This is a genomic window from Bradyrhizobium sp. Leo114, from assembly GCF_055229415.2.
Window position 1 is genome coordinate 1 of record NZ_JBUYEN020000030.1, and the last position, 18991, is coordinate 18991.

At 61.0% G+C, this 18991-nt stretch carries 19 protein-coding genes, 2 tRNA genes and 1 pseudogene; 10 read left to right on the top strand and 12 right to left on the bottom strand.

Translation table 11 applies throughout. The features are described 5' to 3' along the window. Nucleotides 1-617: 617 nt before the first annotated feature. A complete protein-coding gene (locus tag ACZIRK_RS29895) occupies nucleotides 618-1061 on the bottom strand; it encodes a hypothetical protein (RefSeq protein WP_028164026.1) in 444 nt (147 codons plus the stop codon). Nucleotides 1062-1284: 223 nt separating this feature from the next. On the opposite strand from ACZIRK_RS29895, the gene ACZIRK_RS29900 reads away from it, so the two are divergent. Continuing rightward, a complete protein-coding gene (locus ACZIRK_RS29900; RefSeq protein ID WP_130230579.1) occupies nucleotides 1285-1554 on the top strand; it encodes a hypothetical protein in 270 nt (89 codons plus the stop codon). 95 nt (nucleotides 1555-1649) lie between these two features. After that, a tRNA-Arg gene (locus ACZIRK_RS29905) sits at nucleotides 1650-1726 on the top strand. Nucleotides 1727-2996: 1270 nt separating this feature from the next. Here the strand turns inward: ACZIRK_RS29905 and ACZIRK_RS29910 are convergent. From ACZIRK_RS29910 to ACZIRK_RS29920, 3 genes are all read right to left on the bottom strand, one after another. Continuing rightward, entirely contained in the window at nucleotides 2997-3839 is an 843-nt protein-coding gene (locus ACZIRK_RS29910) for a hypothetical protein (RefSeq protein ID WP_474418708.1), read from the bottom strand. Nucleotides 3840-4091: 252 nt separating this feature from the next. After that, nucleotides 4092-4319 carry a hypothetical protein gene (locus ACZIRK_RS29915; protein WP_130230575.1) on the bottom strand — a complete coding sequence of 76 codons (228 nt, stop codon included), beginning with the start codon at nucleotides 4317-4319 and terminating at the stop codon, nucleotides 4092-4094. Between the two features lie 448 nt (nucleotides 4320-4767). Then, nucleotides 4768-5019 carry a hypothetical protein gene (locus ACZIRK_RS29920; protein WP_130230573.1) on the bottom strand — a complete coding sequence of 84 codons (252 nt, stop codon included), beginning with the start codon at nucleotides 5017-5019 and terminating at the stop codon, nucleotides 4768-4770. Nucleotides 5020-5334: 315 nt separating this feature from the next. On the opposite strand from ACZIRK_RS29920, the gene ACZIRK_RS29925 reads away from it, so the two are divergent. Together ACZIRK_RS29925 and ACZIRK_RS29930 are read left to right on the top strand one after the other, a co-directional pair. Then, a complete protein-coding gene (locus ACZIRK_RS29925; RefSeq protein WP_130230571.1) occupies nucleotides 5335-5895 on the top strand; it encodes a hypothetical protein in 561 nt (186 codons plus the stop codon). 655 nt (nucleotides 5896-6550) lie between these two features. Next, a complete protein-coding gene (locus tag ACZIRK_RS29930; RefSeq protein WP_474418709.1) occupies nucleotides 6551-6829 on the top strand; it encodes a hypothetical protein in 279 nt (92 codons plus the stop codon). A 413-nt stretch (nucleotides 6830-7242) separates the two neighbouring features. On the opposite strand, the gene ACZIRK_RS29935 is transcribed toward ACZIRK_RS29930, so the two are convergent. After that, nucleotides 7243-7455 (bottom strand): hypothetical protein, encoded by a 213-nt coding sequence (locus ACZIRK_RS29935; RefSeq protein WP_130230569.1) that lies wholly within the window; start codon nucleotides 7453-7455, stop codon nucleotides 7243-7245. Between the two features lie 690 nt (nucleotides 7456-8145). Between ACZIRK_RS29935 and ACZIRK_RS29940 the strand changes: the two genes are divergently transcribed. After that, entirely contained in the window at nucleotides 8146-8379 is a 234-nt protein-coding gene (locus ACZIRK_RS29940) for a hypothetical protein (protein ID WP_130230565.1), read from the top strand. 237 nt (nucleotides 8380-8616) lie between these two features. Here ACZIRK_RS29940 and ACZIRK_RS29945 read toward each other — a convergent pair whose 3' ends face one another. From ACZIRK_RS29945 to ACZIRK_RS29955, 3 genes are all read right to left on the bottom strand, one after another. Then, complete coding sequence (locus ACZIRK_RS29945) at nucleotides 8617-9435, bottom strand: pentapeptide repeat-containing protein (protein ID WP_130230563.1); 819 nt, start codon at nucleotides 9433-9435, stop codon at nucleotides 8617-8619. A 163-nt stretch (nucleotides 9436-9598) separates the two neighbouring features. Further along, on the bottom strand, nucleotides 9599-10069 hold the full coding sequence (locus ACZIRK_RS29950; protein WP_130230561.1) for a PaaI family thioesterase: 471 nt from the start codon (nucleotides 10067-10069) through the stop codon (nucleotides 9599-9601). A gap of 18 nt (nucleotides 10070-10087) precedes the next feature. Continuing rightward, a complete protein-coding gene (locus tag ACZIRK_RS29955) occupies nucleotides 10088-10312 on the bottom strand; it encodes a helix-turn-helix domain-containing protein (RefSeq protein WP_474418724.1) in 225 nt (74 codons plus the stop codon). Here ACZIRK_RS29955 and ACZIRK_RS29960 point away from each other — a divergent pair. Further along, nucleotides 10253-10402 carry a hypothetical protein gene (locus ACZIRK_RS29960; RefSeq protein WP_474418726.1) on the top strand — a complete coding sequence of 50 codons (150 nt, stop codon included), beginning with the start codon at nucleotides 10253-10255 and terminating at the stop codon, nucleotides 10400-10402. The genes ACZIRK_RS29955 and ACZIRK_RS29960 overlap by 60 nt on opposite strands. 66 nt (nucleotides 10403-10468) lie before the next feature. Here the strand turns inward: ACZIRK_RS29960 and ACZIRK_RS29965 are convergent. After that, nucleotides 10469-10666: pseudogene (locus ACZIRK_RS29965) on the bottom strand (Ada metal-binding domain-containing protein); the annotation flags it as partial. A gap of 81 nt (nucleotides 10667-10747) precedes the next feature. Here ACZIRK_RS29965 and ACZIRK_RS29970 point away from each other — a divergent pair. After that, nucleotides 10748-10819: transfer RNA gene (locus ACZIRK_RS29970), tRNA-Arg, on the top strand. Nucleotides 10820-10887: 68 nt separating this feature from the next. Here ACZIRK_RS29970 and ACZIRK_RS29975 read toward each other — a convergent pair. Continuing rightward, entirely contained in the window at nucleotides 10888-11277 is a 390-nt protein-coding gene (locus ACZIRK_RS29975; RefSeq protein WP_130228670.1) for a DUF1330 domain-containing protein, read from the bottom strand. Between the two features lie 351 nt (nucleotides 11278-11628). Between ACZIRK_RS29975 and ACZIRK_RS29980 the strand changes: the two genes are divergently transcribed. From ACZIRK_RS29980 to ACZIRK_RS29990, 3 genes are all read left to right on the top strand, one after another. After that, complete coding sequence (locus ACZIRK_RS29980) at nucleotides 11629-11769, top strand: hypothetical protein (protein ID WP_474418710.1); 141 nt, start codon at nucleotides 11629-11631, stop codon at nucleotides 11767-11769. Between the two features lie 166 nt (nucleotides 11770-11935). Further along, the gene (locus ACZIRK_RS29985; RefSeq protein ID WP_474418711.1) at nucleotides 11936-13663 is read left to right on the top strand and encodes a sugar nucleotide-binding protein; all 1728 of its coding nucleotides are present in this window, start codon (nucleotides 11936-11938) and stop codon (nucleotides 13661-13663) included. Beyond that, entirely contained in the window at nucleotides 13660-15477 is a 1818-nt protein-coding gene (locus ACZIRK_RS29990) for a glycosyltransferase family 2 protein (protein WP_130228668.1), read from the top strand. The genes ACZIRK_RS29985 and ACZIRK_RS29990 overlap by 4 nt, the downstream gene beginning before the upstream one ends. 9 nt (nucleotides 15478-15486) lie before the next feature. Here ACZIRK_RS29990 and ACZIRK_RS29995 read toward each other — a convergent pair whose 3' ends face one another. Both ACZIRK_RS29995 and ACZIRK_RS30000 read right to left on the bottom strand, forming a co-directional pair. Next, entirely contained in the window at nucleotides 15487-16476 is a 990-nt protein-coding gene (locus ACZIRK_RS29995; protein WP_165435447.1) for an alpha/beta hydrolase, read from the bottom strand. A gap of 1038 nt (nucleotides 16477-17514) precedes the next feature. Further along, complete coding sequence (locus tag ACZIRK_RS30000) at nucleotides 17515-18378, bottom strand: cupin domain-containing protein (protein WP_474418725.1); 864 nt, start codon at nucleotides 18376-18378, stop codon at nucleotides 17515-17517. Nucleotides 18379-18991: the final 613 nt, after the last annotated feature.

An 18991-nucleotide genomic window follows, 5' to 3' on the forward strand; every position in this document is an offset into this window, starting at 1 on the left:
GCACCCGTGGGTCCCGTGCAACAAAAAGCACGGGGGTAGGACCACAGGTTCAACCGAAGCATTCCGGCTTTCCCTGCGCGATGGTGTTACGGTTTCCTTCGCGCTCTCCCCGGTGACCGGGCTTTCTGCCACCGTCGCCCTTAGGGATGTTTCCATCCCCCAGGACTTAGCGCCAGCGTCGGGGCGCCAGGACCACACGACTTCGCCGTCCGTGATGCGCGTGCTCGTCAGTCACACGCTTCACGTCCACCGCATCTCACCGCAACGTTCGTGACGATCGCGAGCCGCCCCTCATCCGCCGTGAGACGCGCGGAGTTAAATCACTGATTTGCCCGACGGCGAAAGCGGAATGTTTTTTGTGTGGGGGCTGGACGGGGCAAATCATGTTGAAATCGCTTGCGAATTTTTCTCCGCTGTCATTCCGGGGCGCGCCTCTTGGCGCGAGCTATGATGTGCAATTGCACATCAGAGAATCCATTGCGCCACATGCGCGAGCGGACAGATGGATTCCGGGCTCGATGCTTCGCATCGCCCCGGAATGACGGAGGGCGTGGGAATTGGCCCCCCGGAATGACGACGGAAATTGCGGTGAGGCGAATGACTGAAACCGGCCCGCCCTACCACTCTTCCGGGCAGGGATCGACGATCTTCCAGAGCTCAACGCCGTTCTTGATCTTCTTCATTTCGGTGGTCAGCCCACCGTTGCGGCGGATCCAGTCCTTCACCGTCTGCGGGTAATAGGACATCAGGTCGGAGGTGCCATCGAGGCTCGTGACCTTGATGCCGAAGGTGAAGGCCTTGTCGTAATAGGCCTGGTGGAAACCGACGCTCGCCCTGGGCGTGACGCAGATCTTGTTCATCGGCACGATGCCGAACACCAGCGTGCAGGCGGAATTGCAGATGCCGTCGATGATGACGCGATCGCCGCGATCGCGGATGCGCTTGTACTTGGCCTTGTACTCATCGACGTAGCCGCCGTGGTCGCGCGTGATGTGCAGCACGGCACGCGCCGGCGCCATCGCGAGAGCAAGGAACAACAGGGCGAGAAGCGTGATGCGCATGAACAATGTGACAGTCGCCTTGGTCGCCTCAAACAAAGCCGGCTGCGGGCCCCGGACCAGACCCCAAAACTCTGGCCGGACTGTGTTGGGAAACCGTTAAGCATCCAGAATGGGCCAAAAATTGACGTGATGTGGCCGATTTCCCGCAGTTTTTCCCTCCAAACCGCGCTAAATGAAAGGCCGGATCGGCCAGAATCGCCCCGGCTGGCCCTGGAGACGCACAATGCCCAGACTGAAGTTTTTCGCCGCCGCAGCGGTTCTCGCCGCCATGGCTGCCGCCCCAAGCGTGGCCGACGCCCGCCATTACCGCCATCACCACCACCACCGGCACTACGCCGGGCACCTGCCCTATCAGATCAGCTACCTCCACAATTACGGCCCGGGGCCGACGCCCGGTACGTTCGCCTATTACGACGGCCCGGCGACGGTAAAATGCCGCCAGAGCGCCTCCGCCTATATCGGCCAAGATGGCCGCCGGCATCCCTGTTTCTGAAGCCCACCGGGCGGGACGATGTGCGCAGAGCACCCTTCCCGCTCTCCCCCCGCTGGCCGTTCCGGCCCAACTCTGATAATCGACGCAAACGGCACGCGCTCGTAGCTCAGCTGGATAGAGCATCGGATTTCGATTCCGAGGGTCGGGAGTTCGAATCTCTCCGAGCGCGCCAATTCCACACTGTCCAGCCCGGACACATAGGTAACAGAACGTACCTGAGAGATGGGTGACAACCTCGTGCCGAACGGGTTGTCGAGGGGTTTGAGGGTCGTTTACTCCAAAGTCTATCCAGGTTGACGTCGATCGGATGCGATCTTTTGCGTTCCAGCGTGACGCATGTCCGCGTGATCCACCCCATTTTCTATCCCGTTGAGCAGCATGATCGCGCCGTCCATCGGCGCAACCAAGCCAAGATGACGGAAGTCGCGCGCAAGGCATGGCACGCGTTCGTCAAGCTGCGATTTTGGTCTTCGCTCTGACGACGGTCACCCTGCCCGCGCAGGCCTGCAATGGCGGGGGAAATTGCACGGAGGCCCACGAGAACGCTCCCGGTCAGAACAAACACGTCGGCGGAGCGCCCGGGCCGATCGCTGGCGCAGGCCTTCCGATCCTTGCGGTTGGCTACGGCGTCTATTGGCTGATCAGGCGCCGCCGTAGGTAGGCCAACGGGCATCTGGCGACGATTGAAGCGCTCGCTTCTTCAAGCTCGCGATCGTGCGCGGCCGGCGGTGGATGCACGAGAGCGGAACCTATGTAAAGATCACGCCGGCTGGGGCTGAACTGTTCGCCTAAGCGTTAATTATGGACCGCAACTGCCGTGGCGGACTGATGAAGATGCCTTTAGCGGCGCTTCTACTTCAGCGGCCTTAATTGTGACGACTCCCTTTAGCCCCCGCAATGCGCGGCCGGGCTTTTTTGGCTGCGCCCCCGCCGTTCGGTGCAAAAGTGCACAGACTTCCCTGCCCAAGGGCGCTTGGATCGGCCACGTAACCTCCCGGTCGATCCGTGTCGACTCCTCGGCCCGACGGTTCGCCGAGAGGAAGCGCAGCCCCGGCGTGCTCCCCTACGCCGGTCGCGTCGGGGCAGCGTTCCAGCCTGCCATTTGCAATCCAACAGCTCCGGAACGATCGATGACGCCACGCGAGAAGCGCGACATGCCTTACATCGTCGGGCTCGCCTGTTTGGCGGCGGCCCTGATGGTCGCACTCGCTGCGTTCTGGCGATAGATCGTGGAACGGTGCTAGGCGTTGTGTGTTCGAGGGGGGATGAACGATGCAGCCCGCCGCTGACCCTGATCTCCTGCATCATACGCAAAAAACGATGCGGCCTGAGGGAAGTCACCCGGACGGCGACCACAAGGACATCATTTCAATATCGCTGGGATCCATGCGGGCGCATTGAGCGGGTCCGCCTGCTGCGAAGGAGCTGTCCGGACGAGTCTGTCAGCCGGTCAGTCGTTTGATAAGCCGCTCGTTGAGTTGGCCGTCCGCGAACAGCACGCCCCAATAGCTGACCCTCGACAGCTCGACGGCCAGCAGCTCGGCCTCGATCGGCACCCCAAAGTATTCGGCTTTGGTGACGTTTTGCCATGTCGTCTCGATCACGCGGCCATGACGATCGATGCACCACGCGTGATGGATAGGGCTGCCGCCGCTCTCGTGGTCTACGGCGTAACCCTCGACGTAGGTCAAGTTGTCGTCGATGAGCGCGAGGCCGGCCGCATTTCGGAAGCACCAGCCGAGCGCACCGCGCGCCGCACCGTACTTCTTCGGCAGCGCACGCCCTTTATAGACGGTGCCGTGTTCGAGCAGAAAGCGCTCGAACCGGCCGCCGTTCGCGGCGCCGGTTTGGAGGAAGTGCTTTAACGGCACTATTATTGGACGTCGATCGTTGTAGGCGGGGCCGTGTTCTAGCAGAAAGCGCTCCAACTGGCTGCCCTTCGCAACGCAGGTGCGAAAGAAGTGCTTCAACGGCACTATTATTGGACGTCGATCGTTGTAGGCGGGGCCGTGTTCTAGCAGAAAGCGCTCCAACTGGCCGCCCTTCGCAACGCAGGTGCGAAAGAAGTGCTTTAACGGCACTATTATTGGACGTCGATCGTTGTAAGCGGGGCCGTGTTCTAGCAGAAAGCGCTCCAACTGGCTGCCCTTCGCAACGCAGGTGCGAAAGAAGTGCTTCAACGGCACTATTATTGGACGTCGATCGTTGTAGGCGGCGCCGTGTTCTAGCAGAAAGCGCTCCAACTGGCTGCCCTTCGCAACGCAGGTGCGAAAGAAGTGCTTCAACGGCACTATCGGGCGTCGATTGAGCATCGCTATCAACGCACATGAGGGACTCTGGTTGCGGCGGTCGGTGCCACCTCATGAAGGGCCAGTACCGCAACCCTATCCGGATCGTTAGCTTCAATATCGGTGAGGGTTGATCCCGCGAGGCATTCGCAATCTCTCCCCTGATGCCTATCTCCGGTGCGGCCCCGACAAGGAAGATAAGCTCGCAAGCATGAAATACAGCGATCGGGCAAGCCAAGCGCCGATGATTCATTTCCCGGCGATGGCTTTGGACAGAACATCGCACTGCTCGTCGAAGTCCAAATGCGGGTTTTGCCTTTTCACGACCTGTTCCAGCTCAAGCGCCGCGATAGCAAGCTCAACACCTAAACGCTTAAACAGCTCGCGTTGACGTGGATCCGTCGCCGACGTGCCGAGGTCGGCAAAGTGCTTCGCGTCAGCTCGAAGTTGGTGCCACTTCCCGGTGAGGTCCTTCATGGCTCATGTCCTCGGTTTGGCGTCGTTCTTGGCGGTCGAGTGCGACGCGCACTGCAGAGCTTTCGCCCAGCGGCCGCATCCGACACCTTCTTTCGAAGGGCAAGCAGCTGAGCCCTTTCCTGTTCCAGCCTGTCCATAACGATAATCACGATTTGAAAGTCCTCTTTAGAACCACCTTCGATTGGAAAATCCATTTACGCCTCCCTCGGGAAAAAATAGCATCGCCTCACCCGAGCGGCGGTCCACTTACCTGTGTTAAGCCGAAGCGAGATTTATTCTGCTCTTGAACATAGACAGCGTATCTGAGCGAATCCGACGAGTCAGATTCCCGACAGATCAGAATGAACTTACCTGCGCTGATCTCCGCTTGAATGCTCGCAAATCGAGCCGGCGAGATTGACTAGATCGTCTTACCAGCGAAAAACTCCGGCGCTAGCGCGTGCGTTCCTCAGCCAGACAACCGGGAAAACGCGGCAACTTGCGGGGGAACGATGCCGCTCACCACGGCTTTAAGGTAGATAATGTGCCCCCGGAGGTATTTGCCGATGACGAAAGGAAATGACGCCATGGATGCCGTTGAGCGTGGTTTCCTCGCTTGCGCGCTGGTCGGATTTTTAGCCTTGGCGACAGCCATTTGGCTGATGTAGGCTCCGGCGCCCAAACAGCCGTTGCGGCCCGAAGCAAGCGCCGTCGGCTCCATCAGCGATGCGATCAGTCTGCCGCTATGCGAAAGCGTTCTTCGCCTCGTACGCGGTGACCAGCGTCCGCATGCATCGGTTCGGAAGTAGACCTGCCATACTCCAATATTCGGTCGTTCGACCTGTAGGGCACAGACGACACCTCGACTTCGCCGATCTCTGCTGGGCCGAAGTGGAAATGATCCCTCTTCTCGCTGAGGTGCTACAATTCTCGCACAAGATACTGCCCTTCTGCGGCACCTCTGAGGTTGAGAGCAACACTAAGCCGCAACGAGCGTAGTTTTCGTTAGCGCCCCCTAACGCAACCGGTAAGAATTTTGGCCGTGCCGGTAAGCGGGCCGAAAGTACCGTATCGTATCAATCAGGCATCGAACGCCGAGTTCAGGATGCGCAGGGAACGCCAGAAGCCGCCCAAAGTTCGTCCGAGCCTTATCGACAGGATACAGCTGGCGGCGTCCTATGGTCGGCAGGTTGATGGGATTTGGATCGGAAGTTACTTTGCGCCGGAGCACTTGCCGCGCGTCGAACGTGCGCTGCTTCTCGTAAAGCAGCACAGTCCCTTGCAGTATTCCCGCATTATCAGGGACCTTGAGCGTATTTGGATTTTCCTGCTGCCGGGCGGCCTTGCCGAATACAAGCATTCACTCAAGGCGTGCGTGCTCGACAAGCGATCCGTGGCCGATTCGGCTGTGAATATAGAACAGATCGCCTCAGCTATCGTGCACGAAGCCACGCACGCAAAGCTGGAGCGGTTCGGAATCGAATACGACGAAGATCAGCGCGCGAGAATCGAGGCGATCTGTTTTCGTCGAGAGTTGGCCTTTGCCGTTCGATTGCCTGACGGCGCCCAGCTCTGGGAAGACCGGCATGAGATCTAAATTGGTACCAAGCCAACCCAGACTATTTTCGTGATGCTCAATTCATCGAGCGCCACGCCGATGGTCAAGTTGAGATGCTTCGAGACATCGGGACTCCGGAGTGGCTCATCCGAGCTATGCCCGCCCTGCAGTCAATAGCCGGCTGGGCAAGGAGATTGTTCCGCGTCGCCTCGCGTCCGGGCTGAAAGTTCACAGCTACCGCAAGATCGCAGTCCATCGCAGGTTATCCGGCCAGAGCGCCCCACGGGCTGCAACACACGAAATCGCACGGTGTCGGATCACTACCGGTTGTAGCGCGCGGCAGGCAACGGCGTCATAAAGGAACTGCGAAGCAATAGTGCCTATCTTCATCGGCCGCGGCACGCCACTTCCGCACGACGTAACGCACTGGTTTATTTGCGTTTTTTCGTTTTTTCCGTTTTGACACCTCCGTGCAATCGACTGCGAGAAACGCGTAACTCAGCTCCCCGCAAAGTGCTGGCCAGGGTTCAGCTTGGATGCATTCGAATGCGCCGCAGGGTCGGCGGGCGCACACCCCTCTGCAGCTCCCCCGAGCAAAAATAGTAGCGAACTGTGCTCAACCGAACAGAGACTTAGCGTCGATTGGCTAGAGTCCCACGTCCGCGTAGCGTACAGGCCAGCGAGGACGTGAGCCATGAAGGACCTCAGCGGAAGATTGCACCAGCTTCGGGTGGATGCCAACAATTGTGCCGTCATGGCCATGTCGGCGACGGATCCGAACAAACGCGAGCTGCTTAAGCGTTTGGCGGATGAGCTTGCCATCGAAGCACTTGAGCTGGAGCAGGTCGTGAAAAGCCAAACCGGGCATGTGGGCTCCGACGAGCAGTACGACGAGCAGCAGTACGATGCCTTCTCCAAGCCAGCGTTAGATCCCCCTATGCCGGTCCGGAGAAAGCCGCTCGCCGGCTCGTGAAGTGCGTGCGTGCAGTCGAGCGAAACAGACGGACTGCATTCACATCGAGAAAATCAACTACTCGTTTCTTTTTCAGGACAAGGCCAAGCCGCCCGGATACGGCGCCGGGTTTAAGTTCGCGATCGAGCGCAGGCTTGTGGATGCACGAGAGCGGCACCTACGTGAAGATCACGCCTGAAGCTGCCGAGATGCTTATTTGAAATCGCTGATCTGGCAGGGAGCTCTGCGGAAAGAAAGGTCCCAGCATCGGGGCCAAGCTGGGACCTTTCCTCTCCGGACGCGACAGGCGGCTGTTGCACGACTGTCCACTATCGAAGTCCCTAAAGGGTTCGATACCGGGACAGCATCCTCTCCACGTCACGTGCATGCCGCATGTACGCCTCGCCGATATCATGCCGCCTTGTTTCAGAACCTCAGTCGCGCTTGCGGCGGCGCTTAATCAGCCAATAGACGCCATAGCCGATGGCGAGCACCGGAAGACCGGCGCCAGCAATCGGCCCGGGGGCTCCGCTGATGTGGTGGGGGTGGTCTCCTCTATGGCGACCGCCGGAGGCATTTGCAGGCGGGGCAATCATCGTCAGAGCGAGGACAAAAAACGCGGCGGAAATGCCAGATAAAATCTTCATTAGATTTCTCCTGCATTTTGACCAGGCGTAAATAATGGTAATAAATTCCTTATTTAAAATTTAAATAGTTTAATTATTAAGAATTTTTTCTCGCGCCCCGCCCAGCCGACGGTTCACCCCCGGCTTGGGGAAAACGGTCGTTACGTCAATAGCGCTGCATTTTTCCCAATCGGCGAAGCGATATCCTTCTGATGTGGGGCTTTCGGTGCATCATGCAATTCAGCCGCATCATCGGTCCGACGGAAGACTTCCAAGTTTGGAGCGCGATAAGCCGCGGGTTCTCGTTCGTGATCAGTAATGAGAGCCGAACCGGCCCCGGGCTTCACGGAGAGCCCGGCTTTGTTGCCTCGTGGCGTCCCATCGATCTGAACAGGCCTGCGATCAGAGTGGGCGGTTCGCCGTTCAAAACCTTCGCTGAAGCCGAGAATGCGTGTGAGGCGATGCTGAAGCACCTGACCAACGACAGGGCCGGATAGGAGCATGAGCACGCCTGCGGCTGCGGCGCGGTCGGCCCGCCCTGCAACGTCCCGGCGCCTGGTAACGCACGTTGTGGAATATCCACTGGCGTCTCCATCACCGGTACTGTCCCTGGCGACCAGACGTGGTCAGCCTTGGAACACCAAAGGTTGGGGCGAGTTTACATACGGCCGTAGTCCAGGCGGGAGGCCCGAGACAAAGAAGGGCCGAACCATGACAACGTTCCGAACCGATCAAGTTGACGACGACAGGGTGAACATCAAGCGCGCCCCGAACACGCTGGCCGGGTCGATCGCCCGGGTCGACGATCACTGGCACGTCGAGATCATGTGGGGCGGCCCTGGCGGTGCCATTATCTACGAGGCGCCATCACTGCCCCGCGCGTTGGCGTTCATGGATGGGGTCGACGCGGCATTCGAACGGGTGATCAGGCTCGGAGAGCGCTAGACCATATTCTGTTCTGATTGGCCGCCGCTTACGTGCCGGAGACGGTGTGGGTTGCCCATCGCAACGGAGCCATTGGCCCTCCGATGGCACGAATTCCAACGATGAGCTGCTGCTCGCGACACTTAAGGCGTTTTGCGAAATCTGAAATCACGGCAGCTCGCACCTTCCATTATCGTGTTGGCGGCGATACGCGGATCGCTTCAGGCCGAAATGCCAGGTTTTGGCTCACTGCGATCGCTAAGGTGGGCGCCGAGCCAGGTTGAAGTTCCGGGCCTTGTCCAGATTGCGCGCCTTTTCCAACGCGGCTGCACTGGGCAAAAGGGCCGAGGCGAGGTCTGCCTCGGTGAAATCGGCGTCGGCGAGATTGGCGTTGGACAAGTCGGCTCCCGCAAGGTCGGCGTGGTTCAGGTTACAATTCGCCAGATTGGCGTTCTGCAGCTGCGCGAATCCCAGATCGGTGCGCGAGAGATTGGCACCGCTCAGATCCGCATTCCTGAGATCGGCAGATTTGAGCACGCCACGCATCAGGCCCATCGATTGGTTGCGCATATCAGCGCTCAGATCGGCGCCCGCAAGCGTGGCTCCAATCAAGTTGGCACCTGAAAGATCTGCGGTGATGCGAGCGCCGTTCAGATCGGCGCCGCCAAGCTTGGCGCGTTGCATCTGCGTGCCGAGCAGCGATGCCCCTACGAGAGACGCGTCCGTCAAATCCGCGTCGACCAGCCAGGCCTGGTTCAGGGTGGCCCGATCGAAGCGCGCGCGTTTCAGGCGAGTCCGGTTGAGCTTGACGAGGCGAAGATTGCCGCCGGAAAAGTCGAGGCCTGAGAGATCGAGATGCGACAGCCGCTTTCCTTGCAAATCCGCAGAGCGTTGGCCGGCGCCGTCCTCAGGCGCCATCTTGAGCAGCGCCTCGACCTCGGCGCGCGTCATCTCCGATGTCGACATTTCGGGACTGTTGAGGTCGACGCTGCGCAGCAGGTCCTGCGATACGGCGTCAATGGGATCAACCAGCAGCGCCGTCATCGACGCAAGGGCAAATGCGAGACGAAACAGCATCGCTGTCGCTCCGCTCCAGTAACCCGCTATTGTCTCTTGTATTAAGGTGAAGCGTCAAGTCACGGTCCTGGTGGTTGGAGGGAGCAAACAGGCCGCTAGATCATAGGGCTACGGCGAAGCAATAGTGCCAGTCTTTATCGGCCGTAGCGCGCCATCGTCGGGTTCAACTCGGCAAGATGAGGCACGTGGTTGTGCCATGAGCGAGCAATCGGCCCTTGACGTCAGTGACACGCCCTTCGGCCGTGCCGATGCGGCGTCCACAATTCAAGACCGTTCCTTCGGCCCTGATCTGGCCTGTTTCCGGCGTGATGGGACGCACAAGAGAAATCTTGAACTCGAGCGTTGTCTGGGCCACGCCCATGTCCAGCATCGATTGGACCGCGAGCCCCATACAGCTATCAAACAGCGTCGCCGTGAGACCACCATGGACCGTGCCGGCTGGATTCAAGTGGGCGCCAGTTGGGATGAGCGTCACGACAACGCGACCGCGTGTCGCTTCGGTGACATCGTATCCCAAGGTTTGCGCCAAGGTGTTGAGAGGAATCGTGCCACTCGCAAGGCCCTGCACGAACTCCAATCCACTCATCGCTTTCTGTGTCTCGGCATCCACCGTCCCGAAGGTCTTGGTCAGCATCATATCGCTCCGTCTCGCTCAGCTCGTTTTCGTTTTTGGCGACGTGTTCTTGCGAAACGCCGATGGTGACCGGCCATAGATCCGGCTGAAAGATGCGCTCATGCGCCTTGCGCTCGAAAACCCGGCACGCTTGGCGATGAGAGGAATTGGAAGATCGCTTTCATCGAGGAGACGCTTTGCACGTTGAACACGAAGCGAAAGCGCGACTTGCAGGGGCGATGCATCGAGGTGCTCGGCAAACAGGCGCGCGAGGTGCCGGGCCCCTACTCCGAGACGATCGGCCAATGCTTCGATATTGCTCCGATCAAGCGCACCGTTTTCGATGAGGGCTAGTGCACGCTCGACAGTCGTCCTGGTCCCCTTCCAGGCCGGGCAGAATGGAGCGGCCTCCGGACGGGAGCGGAGGCAAGGTCGAAAACCCGCGTGTTCTGCGGCAGCGGCGCTGCGATAAAACCTCACATTCCGCGAGAGCGGCGTTCGCACCGGGCAGACGGGCCGGCAATACACCCCCGTCGTCTTCACCGCCACAAACACCAGCCCGTCCCACGCCGGATCGCGGCGCCGAAATGCTTCATACTGTGCGGCGAAGTCGAGCATGCGATTGCTATAATGACCATCGCCGCAGGTGGCGAGCCACTCCGCAAGATCGGGTCCGAAAACGACCGCCGCCAGGACGGTGCGCGCTCATAAGGATAGAGCATCGGATTTCGATTCCGAGGGGCGGAAGTTCGAATCTCTCCGAGCGCGCCAGTCTCGAGCGGGGTAAACCAATATCTGCGCACGCGCGCCGCAGCAGCGCGGCCTGGGATGGACCGCGACTACTTTTCGACTTCGACGACGTACCTCCGTACGACTTTGACCGCCTTATCACGCTGCGGTGCAAGGTCCGCCCAGGCTTTCGACTTGTAGAACGCTACGGCGTCATCCAAGCTATTCCATTCGACGATTCCCACCCCTTTGGGGGCTGGCCCACCGTCTATCTCAACAATCCGTCCGGCCGCGGTGCGCAAAGCGTGACCATGGGCTGCTTCTATCGCCTTCCGGGCGGCAGGCAAGTACGCGGCTTGGGCTGAAGCATCGAGGATCTCAATTTCGCCGACGGAGTAAGCTTTCGGCTTAGCTCCTTGAGCGTGGAGGCCTTGGACCGCGATAGCTCCAATTGCGACGCCCGCTAGCAATACCATTGCGAGTTTGGAACTAGATCTCATGGCGTTTCCTCCGATTTTGCAATTTCAATCGAAGACGAATGCCCCCTAGCCGTGTGTCGGAATGGCCAACTGAAGGTTCAAAGCAGAGGGGCTGCTAATGCGCAAAACGCTTGCTGTCCCTAGCGGATGTACGGAGGAGCGACGCAAGCGCTGACAACACCATTTGCAAGACGCCATCTACGATTTTGGATCTTGCACGCTGTTGTATTGCCGTCATTCTAACGACAACAGGCCGGCCGGCTTGAAGCGTAGGCTTCGGCAGTCACGCTTCCTCCCGCCAACGCGATCACGGAACCCGCGGTCTATTTTCCTCATCCGGAATGGCAGTTCGCCTACGACATGGACAACGGGGTGCCCGTCGCCAACCGGAAGAAGCTGCTCGACCGCCCCACAACCGACAGGATGAAGATGCTGGGCTTCCATTGGCCCTGTCCCGGCCTGGGCTTTGCCGAGCGGAAGGGCACGGGATATCAATATGTGCCGGCGGCCTGACGAACCGCCTTCCCGACATCGTCGGTGGCGAAATCCTCCCGAGGCAGTTCGCAAGCGGCGCCGCAATCTGCGAATTCTCCTTGAAGCTTCAGAGCGTATCCGATAAAGTTACAACTATTGGTCGATACGTTTGCTGTTGATAGATATTGCAATCTCCGAGAGTGCGATGCAGCGCTGGCTGATTTCAGGCGCATCGGGGCAGTTAGGCGGTCATATCCTCCGTGCGCTCTCGCATCGTCGTCCTGACGACTATGTGCATGCGCTTGGCCGTGCCCCGCTGCCGGGTGCCCATGTCACCGAATGGGTGGATCTCAGAAGCGGCGCGGCTTTGATGGAGTTGCTGCAACGCGCGGCGCCCACGCGCGTCCTGCACCTTGCTGCAGTGCCGCCGGTGGTCGCCGAGTCCAATCCCGCCTCCTGCCATGCGCTCCACGTTGGCGCCGCGATGAGGATGGCGGCTTACGCCGCCTCCACGAACGGCTGGATGCTGTATGCCTCGTCCGATTTCGTGTGGGACGGAAACGGCGGGTTCCACGATGAAGGCGATGTGCCGCTTCCGGCGAACGTCTATGGCCGAAGCAAGCTTGCCGGCGAGCGTGTCGTCGCAGAGCACGGCTGTGGATTGGTCGCCCGCTACTCGCTGCTGTTCGGTTTCCCGGTCAATCAGCGCCAGACATCATGGACCACGATCGCCGCACGCCTGAAGCGCAACGAACCGGTCGCCGCGATAGACAACGAATGGCGATCGGCAATCAGCCTGGCCGACGCTGCTTTGGCAACAATAGAGCTGGCAGCGCAGCGCCATCATGGACTCGTGCACATTTCAGGCTCATCCGCGATGACGCCGTACGAGATCATCAGCATGATGCGCCAGGAGATGAACTCGGTGTCTGAGATCCAGCGGGTCTCGCGGGCCTCGTTCAGCCCGAACATGATCCGGCCGCGCAACGTCACCCAGTCGAACAGCCGGCTGAGGCGCCTCCTTCCGGGATTCGAACCCATGCCTTTACGCTCTGCTCTGCGCACCCCACGGGGCGCGGTGCCGCGCTTTTCCGTGATCATTCCGGTGTATCACGGAGCCGACACCGTGGGGCGGAGCCTGGCTGCACTTGCCGATCAGCAATTCGATGACGATGACGGACTGCAAGCGAGCGATGTCGAGGTGCTGCTGGCACTGAACGACGGCCGACCAGACAGCGAGGCGGCGGCGGAGGCGCATGTCGCGAGCCTGCGTGCACGGAACTTCCACGTGCGATTGCTACGGACCCCGCCGACCCGCCGCGCCGCCATAGCCGCGGCCGAGGCGGTGGCGGCTGCCGGCAGCCATCGCCTCTATCTGGACCAGGACGCCAGATTATCTCCGCACGCGCTTTCCGCCATATTTGCAGCGCTCACGACGAGCACAGGCATTCAATTCGCCGCGCCTCGCGCGCGGTTCGATCCCTCCCCTTCCCTGGTGGTGCGCGCGTTCTGCCGCTACTGGTGCGCTTTACCCTATTGCGATGCTTCGCCCGTCACCATGGGCGCCTATGCGGTGTCAGCCGAGGGCCGGCGACGTTGGGGCGCGCTCCCGCAGCTCGCTTCGGACGACAAGTTTGTCCGGATGCTGTTCGCGCCGAAGGAGCGGCTGCTGCTGACGTCGGAGAGCTATCATGTGGTGGCGCCGCAAGGCTGGCGCGAGCTGATCCGAGCCCGGCGCCGCTACCTGCGTGGTAATCGCGAACTGGCGCGCGCGTCGCACCTTGCTCCTCCAGATCCGGTTCCACGTTACAGGGGCGTGCTCAGGCCGCTGTTGCGACCGTCGGCCTGGTTCGACTTCGCGGTCTTCGTCGCGGCCTATGGGGCGACCTGGCTGGCGGAAAGCGTCGGGGCGCGAACGATGAGACCATCGTGAACCGCGCCCTTGATGTCGTCATCCCCGCAGGTGGCGATCCTGGGCTGCTTCTGCGATGCCTGGTTGCACTTCGGTGCGACGGCAACGAGATTGACCTTAGGGTGATCGTGGTGGCAAACGGGCCTGCGTTAAGCCAAAACCAGGCGACCGCCCGGTCATTGCTGACGGCGTTCGAGAATGAACGCCAAACATTGATCGTCGTAGCGAACACCTGTCCCGGCAAGACCGCAGCGCTCAATCGGGGCGATCGCGAACGTCGCGGCGGGGCGGTCCTTTACCTTGACGCTGACACCATCATTCTCCCTGGCACCTTGGCCGCGATTGTCGCGGGCCTGGCCACCGATGAGCCGCTTCTCGTCGCGCCTCCCATGGTGCTGGTTCGGCCGGAGGGCCGACTGGAGCGCGGGTTCGCCTCGGTGTGGCCGCGTCTCTCCGGGATGGAAAACGACGTCGTCGGGGCCGGCCTCTATGCCACGAACGCGGCGGGCCGCCGCAGGTGGCGCGAGTTTCCCCTGATCGCGGCGGACGATCTGTTCGTGCGCTCGCGCTTCGCGAGAGGCGAACGAAAACTGCTTGCGGCGGGCGGCTTCCTGTTCAACATCCCACAAGGATCGGATCTGCTCCGCGCCAAGCGCCGATGGGACCACGGCAATCGCGCCCTTGCAGGACTGCACGATGTTCAACCAGGTAACCTGCCCAAGAGGTCGTTCCGGTCCCGGTTGGGCGATGTCGGGCGGCTCTGGCGAGAAGGCCCTGGCCTCGCCTGCTTCGTACTGCTTGCGCTCTCGGCACGGCTCACACGAGGCGAGAGCGATGGTGCCGCCGCGTGGATCGGGCCAAAGCCGCGGCCGATTGCACCAATCGCACCACGCCGGCCGCACATCGGCATATGCATCGTCACGCATAACAACGCTGACGAGATCGAAGCCTGCCTCGCTTCGCTGAAATCCCGCTGGTCCGATCTTTCGATTCGAATCGAGGACAACGCGTCGGTCGACGGCACAGTCGATCTGGTTCGACGAACCGGATGCCGCACGAAGATCACAGCGAACCTCGTCAATCGCGGTTTCGCCGCTTCGGTCAACCGGCTAGCCGCCGATTTCGGTGAGGAAGTCGACCATCTTCTGCTCGTCAATCCGGACGTCGAACTGGCAGCCGACGCGATCGATCAGTTGATCGCGGCCTCGCTGGCGAGCGAGACGGAGGCGATTGTCGGCGGACGGATGATGCGGCACGACGGCAGCGTCGACCCGACCAACTGCCTTGCCGAACCGTCGCTCCGGCAATCGATCGCGTTCGCATTGGGCCTGCGGCGCTGGCCCTGTTGCGGGTGGCTCGATCCGGATGCGCTCGGCGGCTGGTGCCGCACCGGTATTCGAACAGTCCCCGTGCTCACCGGAGCGACGCTCCTGATCAACCGCGCATTGTGGGACCGCTTGGGCGGGTTCGATGAGCAGTACTTCCTCTATGGCGAAGATGTTGACCTGTGCATTCGGTCGAAAAGACTGTCGAGCGCCACGCTATTCACTGGCTTTGCGCATTATGTCCACCGAGGCGGCGCGAGTTCGGCAGGCGACTCGCAGCGATGGGTCGCCATCCTGCGCGGCAAGGTGAGCCTCTACCGCCAGCACTTGCCCTCGCTCGCAAGCAGATTAGCTCGAGGGCTGCTGCTGTGCGGCGTAGCACTGCGCGCAATGGCTGAAACATCAGGGCTCGCTCGTACAAAAATATGGCGAGACCTGTGGCGGAACCGCGACCTGTGGCGGCGTGGGTGGCCGCCAAATAGCAGCGTGGCTGGCGCCGCAGCTACGTGACAGCCGCGTTCATGCCGCCGAGGTGTCGATCTGGCGCCGGATCACCCGCCGCACCTCCGCATTCGACAGGAACAGATCGTGGTTGATGATGCCCCAGCCCGAGTCGGACGCATCGACCACGCGCACGCCGAGCTTCTCGATGACGGCCTTCTCGGCGGCGCCGACGCGTGTCATGCCGCCGGCGAGCGACCCCGAGAGTGCGAGCGCGCGGTCGTTCGTTGCGGTGATCACCGTGATCTTGCGGGCGAGCGGCCCGATGCGGTTGATGGCCGACGAGAACACGTCCATGTCGATGTCGGGCGAAGCGAACACCACCGCCCCGATCCTGCCGTCAACGGTGTCACCATATCGATCATGGAGCTGGCGCAGGCTTTCGAGCGCCAGCATCGTTCCCATGCTGTGCGCGACGATGTGGACGCGGCCGACGCCCGGAGGCGTTACGATGGCCTGAAGCACGCGCTCGAAATCATCGCGGGACCACATTGCGCTGTCGCGATCGTAGGCGTAGTCGAACAACCCCGCCTTTGACGGCCAGGAGAACACCATCGTCTGGCCGCGGAACCGGATGCCATCGGAAAGGTGGGCCGCATCGAGCGCCGCCGTCTCGAACGTCTGTTTGAAGCCGTGCACATAGATCAGGACGTCTGATCCGCCGCCGCCGACCTGCCCGAGAAGATCGCTGACGTCGCCTGAAACCGGCTCGACCTGATCAATACGCCAATCGCCGAGCCCTGCTGCCGCCAGGGAGAAACGACTTTCGTCCGGTGGCACCAGCTTCGCCCGTGCGACGGTCATCGCAGAGGCCCGATCCGGCCCGAACCAAGGCTTCGCGCGCCCGCCTTTTACGGGCTTGCGCGTGGTTGCGACAAGCAGCGTGGGGTCCACCGACAGCGACGATGCATCGTAGCGCGCGCCGGTCGCGCCCAGGCTGGCGCAGCCGCCGAGCGCGAGTGCGCCCGCAGAGGATGCAAGCCCGCCCAGCAGAGCACGGCGGGACATCATGACTTCGTTTTGCAGTAAATGTCGGACGATCACGCGGGACTTCAGAAGCCGCCTCCGTAAGACCCGCCCCTCACGAATTTCCTGAATGATGATGGCGGCGAGAAAAGGGCGGCAGCTTCAGGCCGGGACGTCGCGCAAGACCGCCGAACGGCGTAGATGTGTCGATTGCGGCGCGGAACCGGTCGGAACCCGGCGAAGCAAAGTTCCCTTGTGGCCATTCCAGTGAAGCCTTCGACCGCCTCACGCAGCGAGCCTTCGACGAAGGCGCCCGTCGTCCTGCTTATCAATGAGAGCAATCTGCCTAAAGCATCACGAGCTGGACCACACCATCTTCGAGCTCGCCGCGAGCAAGTCTCGCGCGAGCGATATGCTCGAACTCGGTTCGATGCCTGTGCAAGTAGCTGAGAGCTTGGTTCTGGGTCCGAAAAGTCGTCCGAAGACGGCATGCTTGCCTGGCCGGCCCGACCGCCAGCGAGAATGTAATGGTTTGCCCTGACTCGGTGGTGGATACCGTCCCCATGCTCTTCGCCATGTGTCCGCCTACTCCATAGGAAATGAGCGTCAGATGGTTTTCGCACTGCGCCGCTGGGCGCCGGAAGTCAATGGAGTTTGCCTTAATCGAAGCGGCTCGTCTCGGTGCCCATCGGCGATGAGAGTAGCTTAGGCGGTCGATAGTCCATTTCGACTCAATACCCGGCCAAAGTATGTTCCGTGCCGTTTTGCCGAAGCGCCCTAAGCCTCCCGCTCGCGAGCGCAAACCCGCACGTGTTGCGATCCTCAATGCGAGCTGGTGGCCAGTCCTGCGCAGTCGCGCTCGATCGAGTTCCGGGGGTGCTCACGGCGGGGAGCACCCAGACGGAAGGCGTTCACAGTGGGGCCACCGTGATTTCACGGAATCCAAATCAGACTGCAATACCGCTAAGGTTGCTTTGCCGGGGCCAATTTCATCCCGAACAGATTTATTAACCGGCAAGGGCCGCTGAGAAATCAGCGGCCCTTTCGTTTCAGTGCCTCGGCGCGACCGGAATGCGGCGTTCAACCGGATCTGCCGAGCCGCAGTTTGCTGGGCCTGACGCCATAGCGCCGGAGCAAGGCTCTGCTCAGCGCTCCCTCCGACTGGTAGCCGACATCGGCGGCAATCACGCAAATGGGGTCGTTCGTGGTCATGAGCCGCTGTCGCGCGAAGCCGAGACGCAGTTCGGTGAGGAAGGCGAGCGGCGCCAGTCCGGCCAGCTTGCGGAACGACCTGACGAGCGTTGCCCGGGATGCCGCGGACGCCTTCGCCAGAAGATCAAGCGTCCAGTCGCGGGCGGGCTCCCGCAGCATCGCAAGCACCGCATGCGACGTCGAGCGATGGGTCAGAAGCGCGAGAAGACCGCTAGCCGGCGGCGCCTCCTTGAGATGTTCGCGCAGCATCATCACGAAGAGCGCCGTTGCCAGATTGGTCGCGATGATCGCGGAGCCGGTCTCGTTCGAATCCAATTCGTCGCTGATGCAGATCGCAAGCATGTGCAATCGCTCGGCCAGCGGAAGCCGGGTCGAGCGCAGCACGACAAAGTTCGCAAGCGCGGCGATAAGGGCTTGCTCGGACGCAGCTTCGCCCCGCAATACGCCGCACACGAGCTCGGTGTCGTAGGCGACGCCCGGGGTCGATTTCGTGCGAATGGCGTTGCGGAATTCGGTCACGATGCTGCGGATGGTGCCATCGGTCGAAACCGAGCGGACCACATGAGCGTCACCGTGCGGGAGCAGCAATGTATCGCCAGCGCCAAGCTTCACCGGACCGTGACCGGTCACCTCGAACACGCAATGGCCGCGGGTCACGATATGAAACTGCGCCCCGCCGGACGCCTCGTGGGCGAGACCCAGGTGCCGCCGAACCTGCAGAAATCCTGTAATTCGGGTTTGACACGCAAGAACGGCGTCAGGCTGCTTAACGGATCATCGCTTTCGTTTCTCGCCATGGTCGCTTGCATCGCTGCCAGATGTTGATCCGGGCGCCCATGCGAATGCGTCGCGCGGGCATCCAATTTTCCACCGGCCTCTGCTTAGGTTCTTCCCAGACCGCACGAAACAACGCTGCCCGCTTCCGGGGCAAAGCCGTCAGAGATTTTCCAATCCCGAGAGCATTCATGCTCACCCTGCCCCAACTCGTGATGTCGCGGCGCGGAACGATGGCTGCTCTTGCTGATTATATCGGATAACAGTCCTCACGGTTACCGATCATGATCTATGCACTCAGCATCATCCTGATTCTAATGGCGGCAGCCGCCAGCGCTGGCGTCCTGATTGTTGCCGGGCTCGACGCTGATATGGGGTCGCACAGAAGCAACGATTGACCAGCGTTGCCTCAATGTGAACCAGGACACTCCCGAACAGGCTGTCACGACAAAGACCCGCGACTTCACGGAATACATTCACAGCAAGCGCGACGCTCACGAATTTGCAGCGGGATGTCCTGCGGCATCGTGGCAAATGCACTCATGGAATCCGGCGTGCAATTTGGAAAGAA

Bases quoted from the DNA above. Each gene is read 5' to 3' on its own strand.
- ACZIRK_RS29975 (WP_130228670.1), bottom strand. From the start codon at position 11,277: ATGAGATCTAGTTCCAAACTCGCAATGGTATTGCTAGCGGGCGTCGCA.
- ACZIRK_RS29915 (WP_130230575.1), bottom strand. From the start codon at position 4,319: ATGAAGGACCTCACCGGGAAGTGGCACCAACTTCGAGCTGACGCGAAG.
- ACZIRK_RS29920 (WP_130230573.1), bottom strand. From the start codon at position 5,019: ATGGAGCCGACGGCGCTTGCTTCGGGCCGCAACGGCTGTTTGGGCGCC.
- ACZIRK_RS29935 (WP_130230569.1), bottom strand. From the start codon at position 7,455: ATGAAGATTTTATCTGGCATTTCCGCCGCGTTTTTTGTCCTCGCTCTG.
- ACZIRK_RS29895 (WP_028164026.1), bottom strand. From the start codon at position 1,061: ATGCGCATCACGCTTCTCGCCCTGTTGTTCCTTGCTCTCGCGATGGCG.
- ACZIRK_RS29930 (WP_474418709.1), top strand. From the start codon at position 6,551: ATGAAGGACCTCAGCGGAAGATTGCACCAGCTTCGGGTGGATGCCAAC.
- ACZIRK_RS29900 (WP_130230579.1), top strand. From the start codon at position 1,285: ATGCCCAGACTGAAGTTTTTCGCCGCCGCAGCGGTTCTCGCCGCCATG.
- ACZIRK_RS29950 (WP_130230561.1), bottom strand. From the start codon at position 10,069: ATGCTGACCAAGACCTTCGGGACGGTGGATGCCGAGACACAGAAAGCG.
- ACZIRK_RS29995 (WP_165435447.1), bottom strand. From the start codon at position 16,476: ATGTCCCGCCGTGCTCTGCTGGGCGGGCTTGCATCCTCTGCGGGCGCA.
- ACZIRK_RS29945 (WP_130230563.1), bottom strand. From the start codon at position 9,435: ATGCTGTTTCGTCTCGCATTTGCCCTTGCGTCGATGACGGCGCTGCTG.
- ACZIRK_RS29985 (WP_474418711.1), top strand. From the start codon at position 11,936: ATGCAGCGCTGGCTGATTTCAGGCGCATCGGGGCAGTTAGGCGGTCAT.
- ACZIRK_RS29940 (WP_130230565.1), top strand. From the start codon at position 8,146: ATGACAACGTTCCGAACCGATCAAGTTGACGACGACAGGGTGAACATC.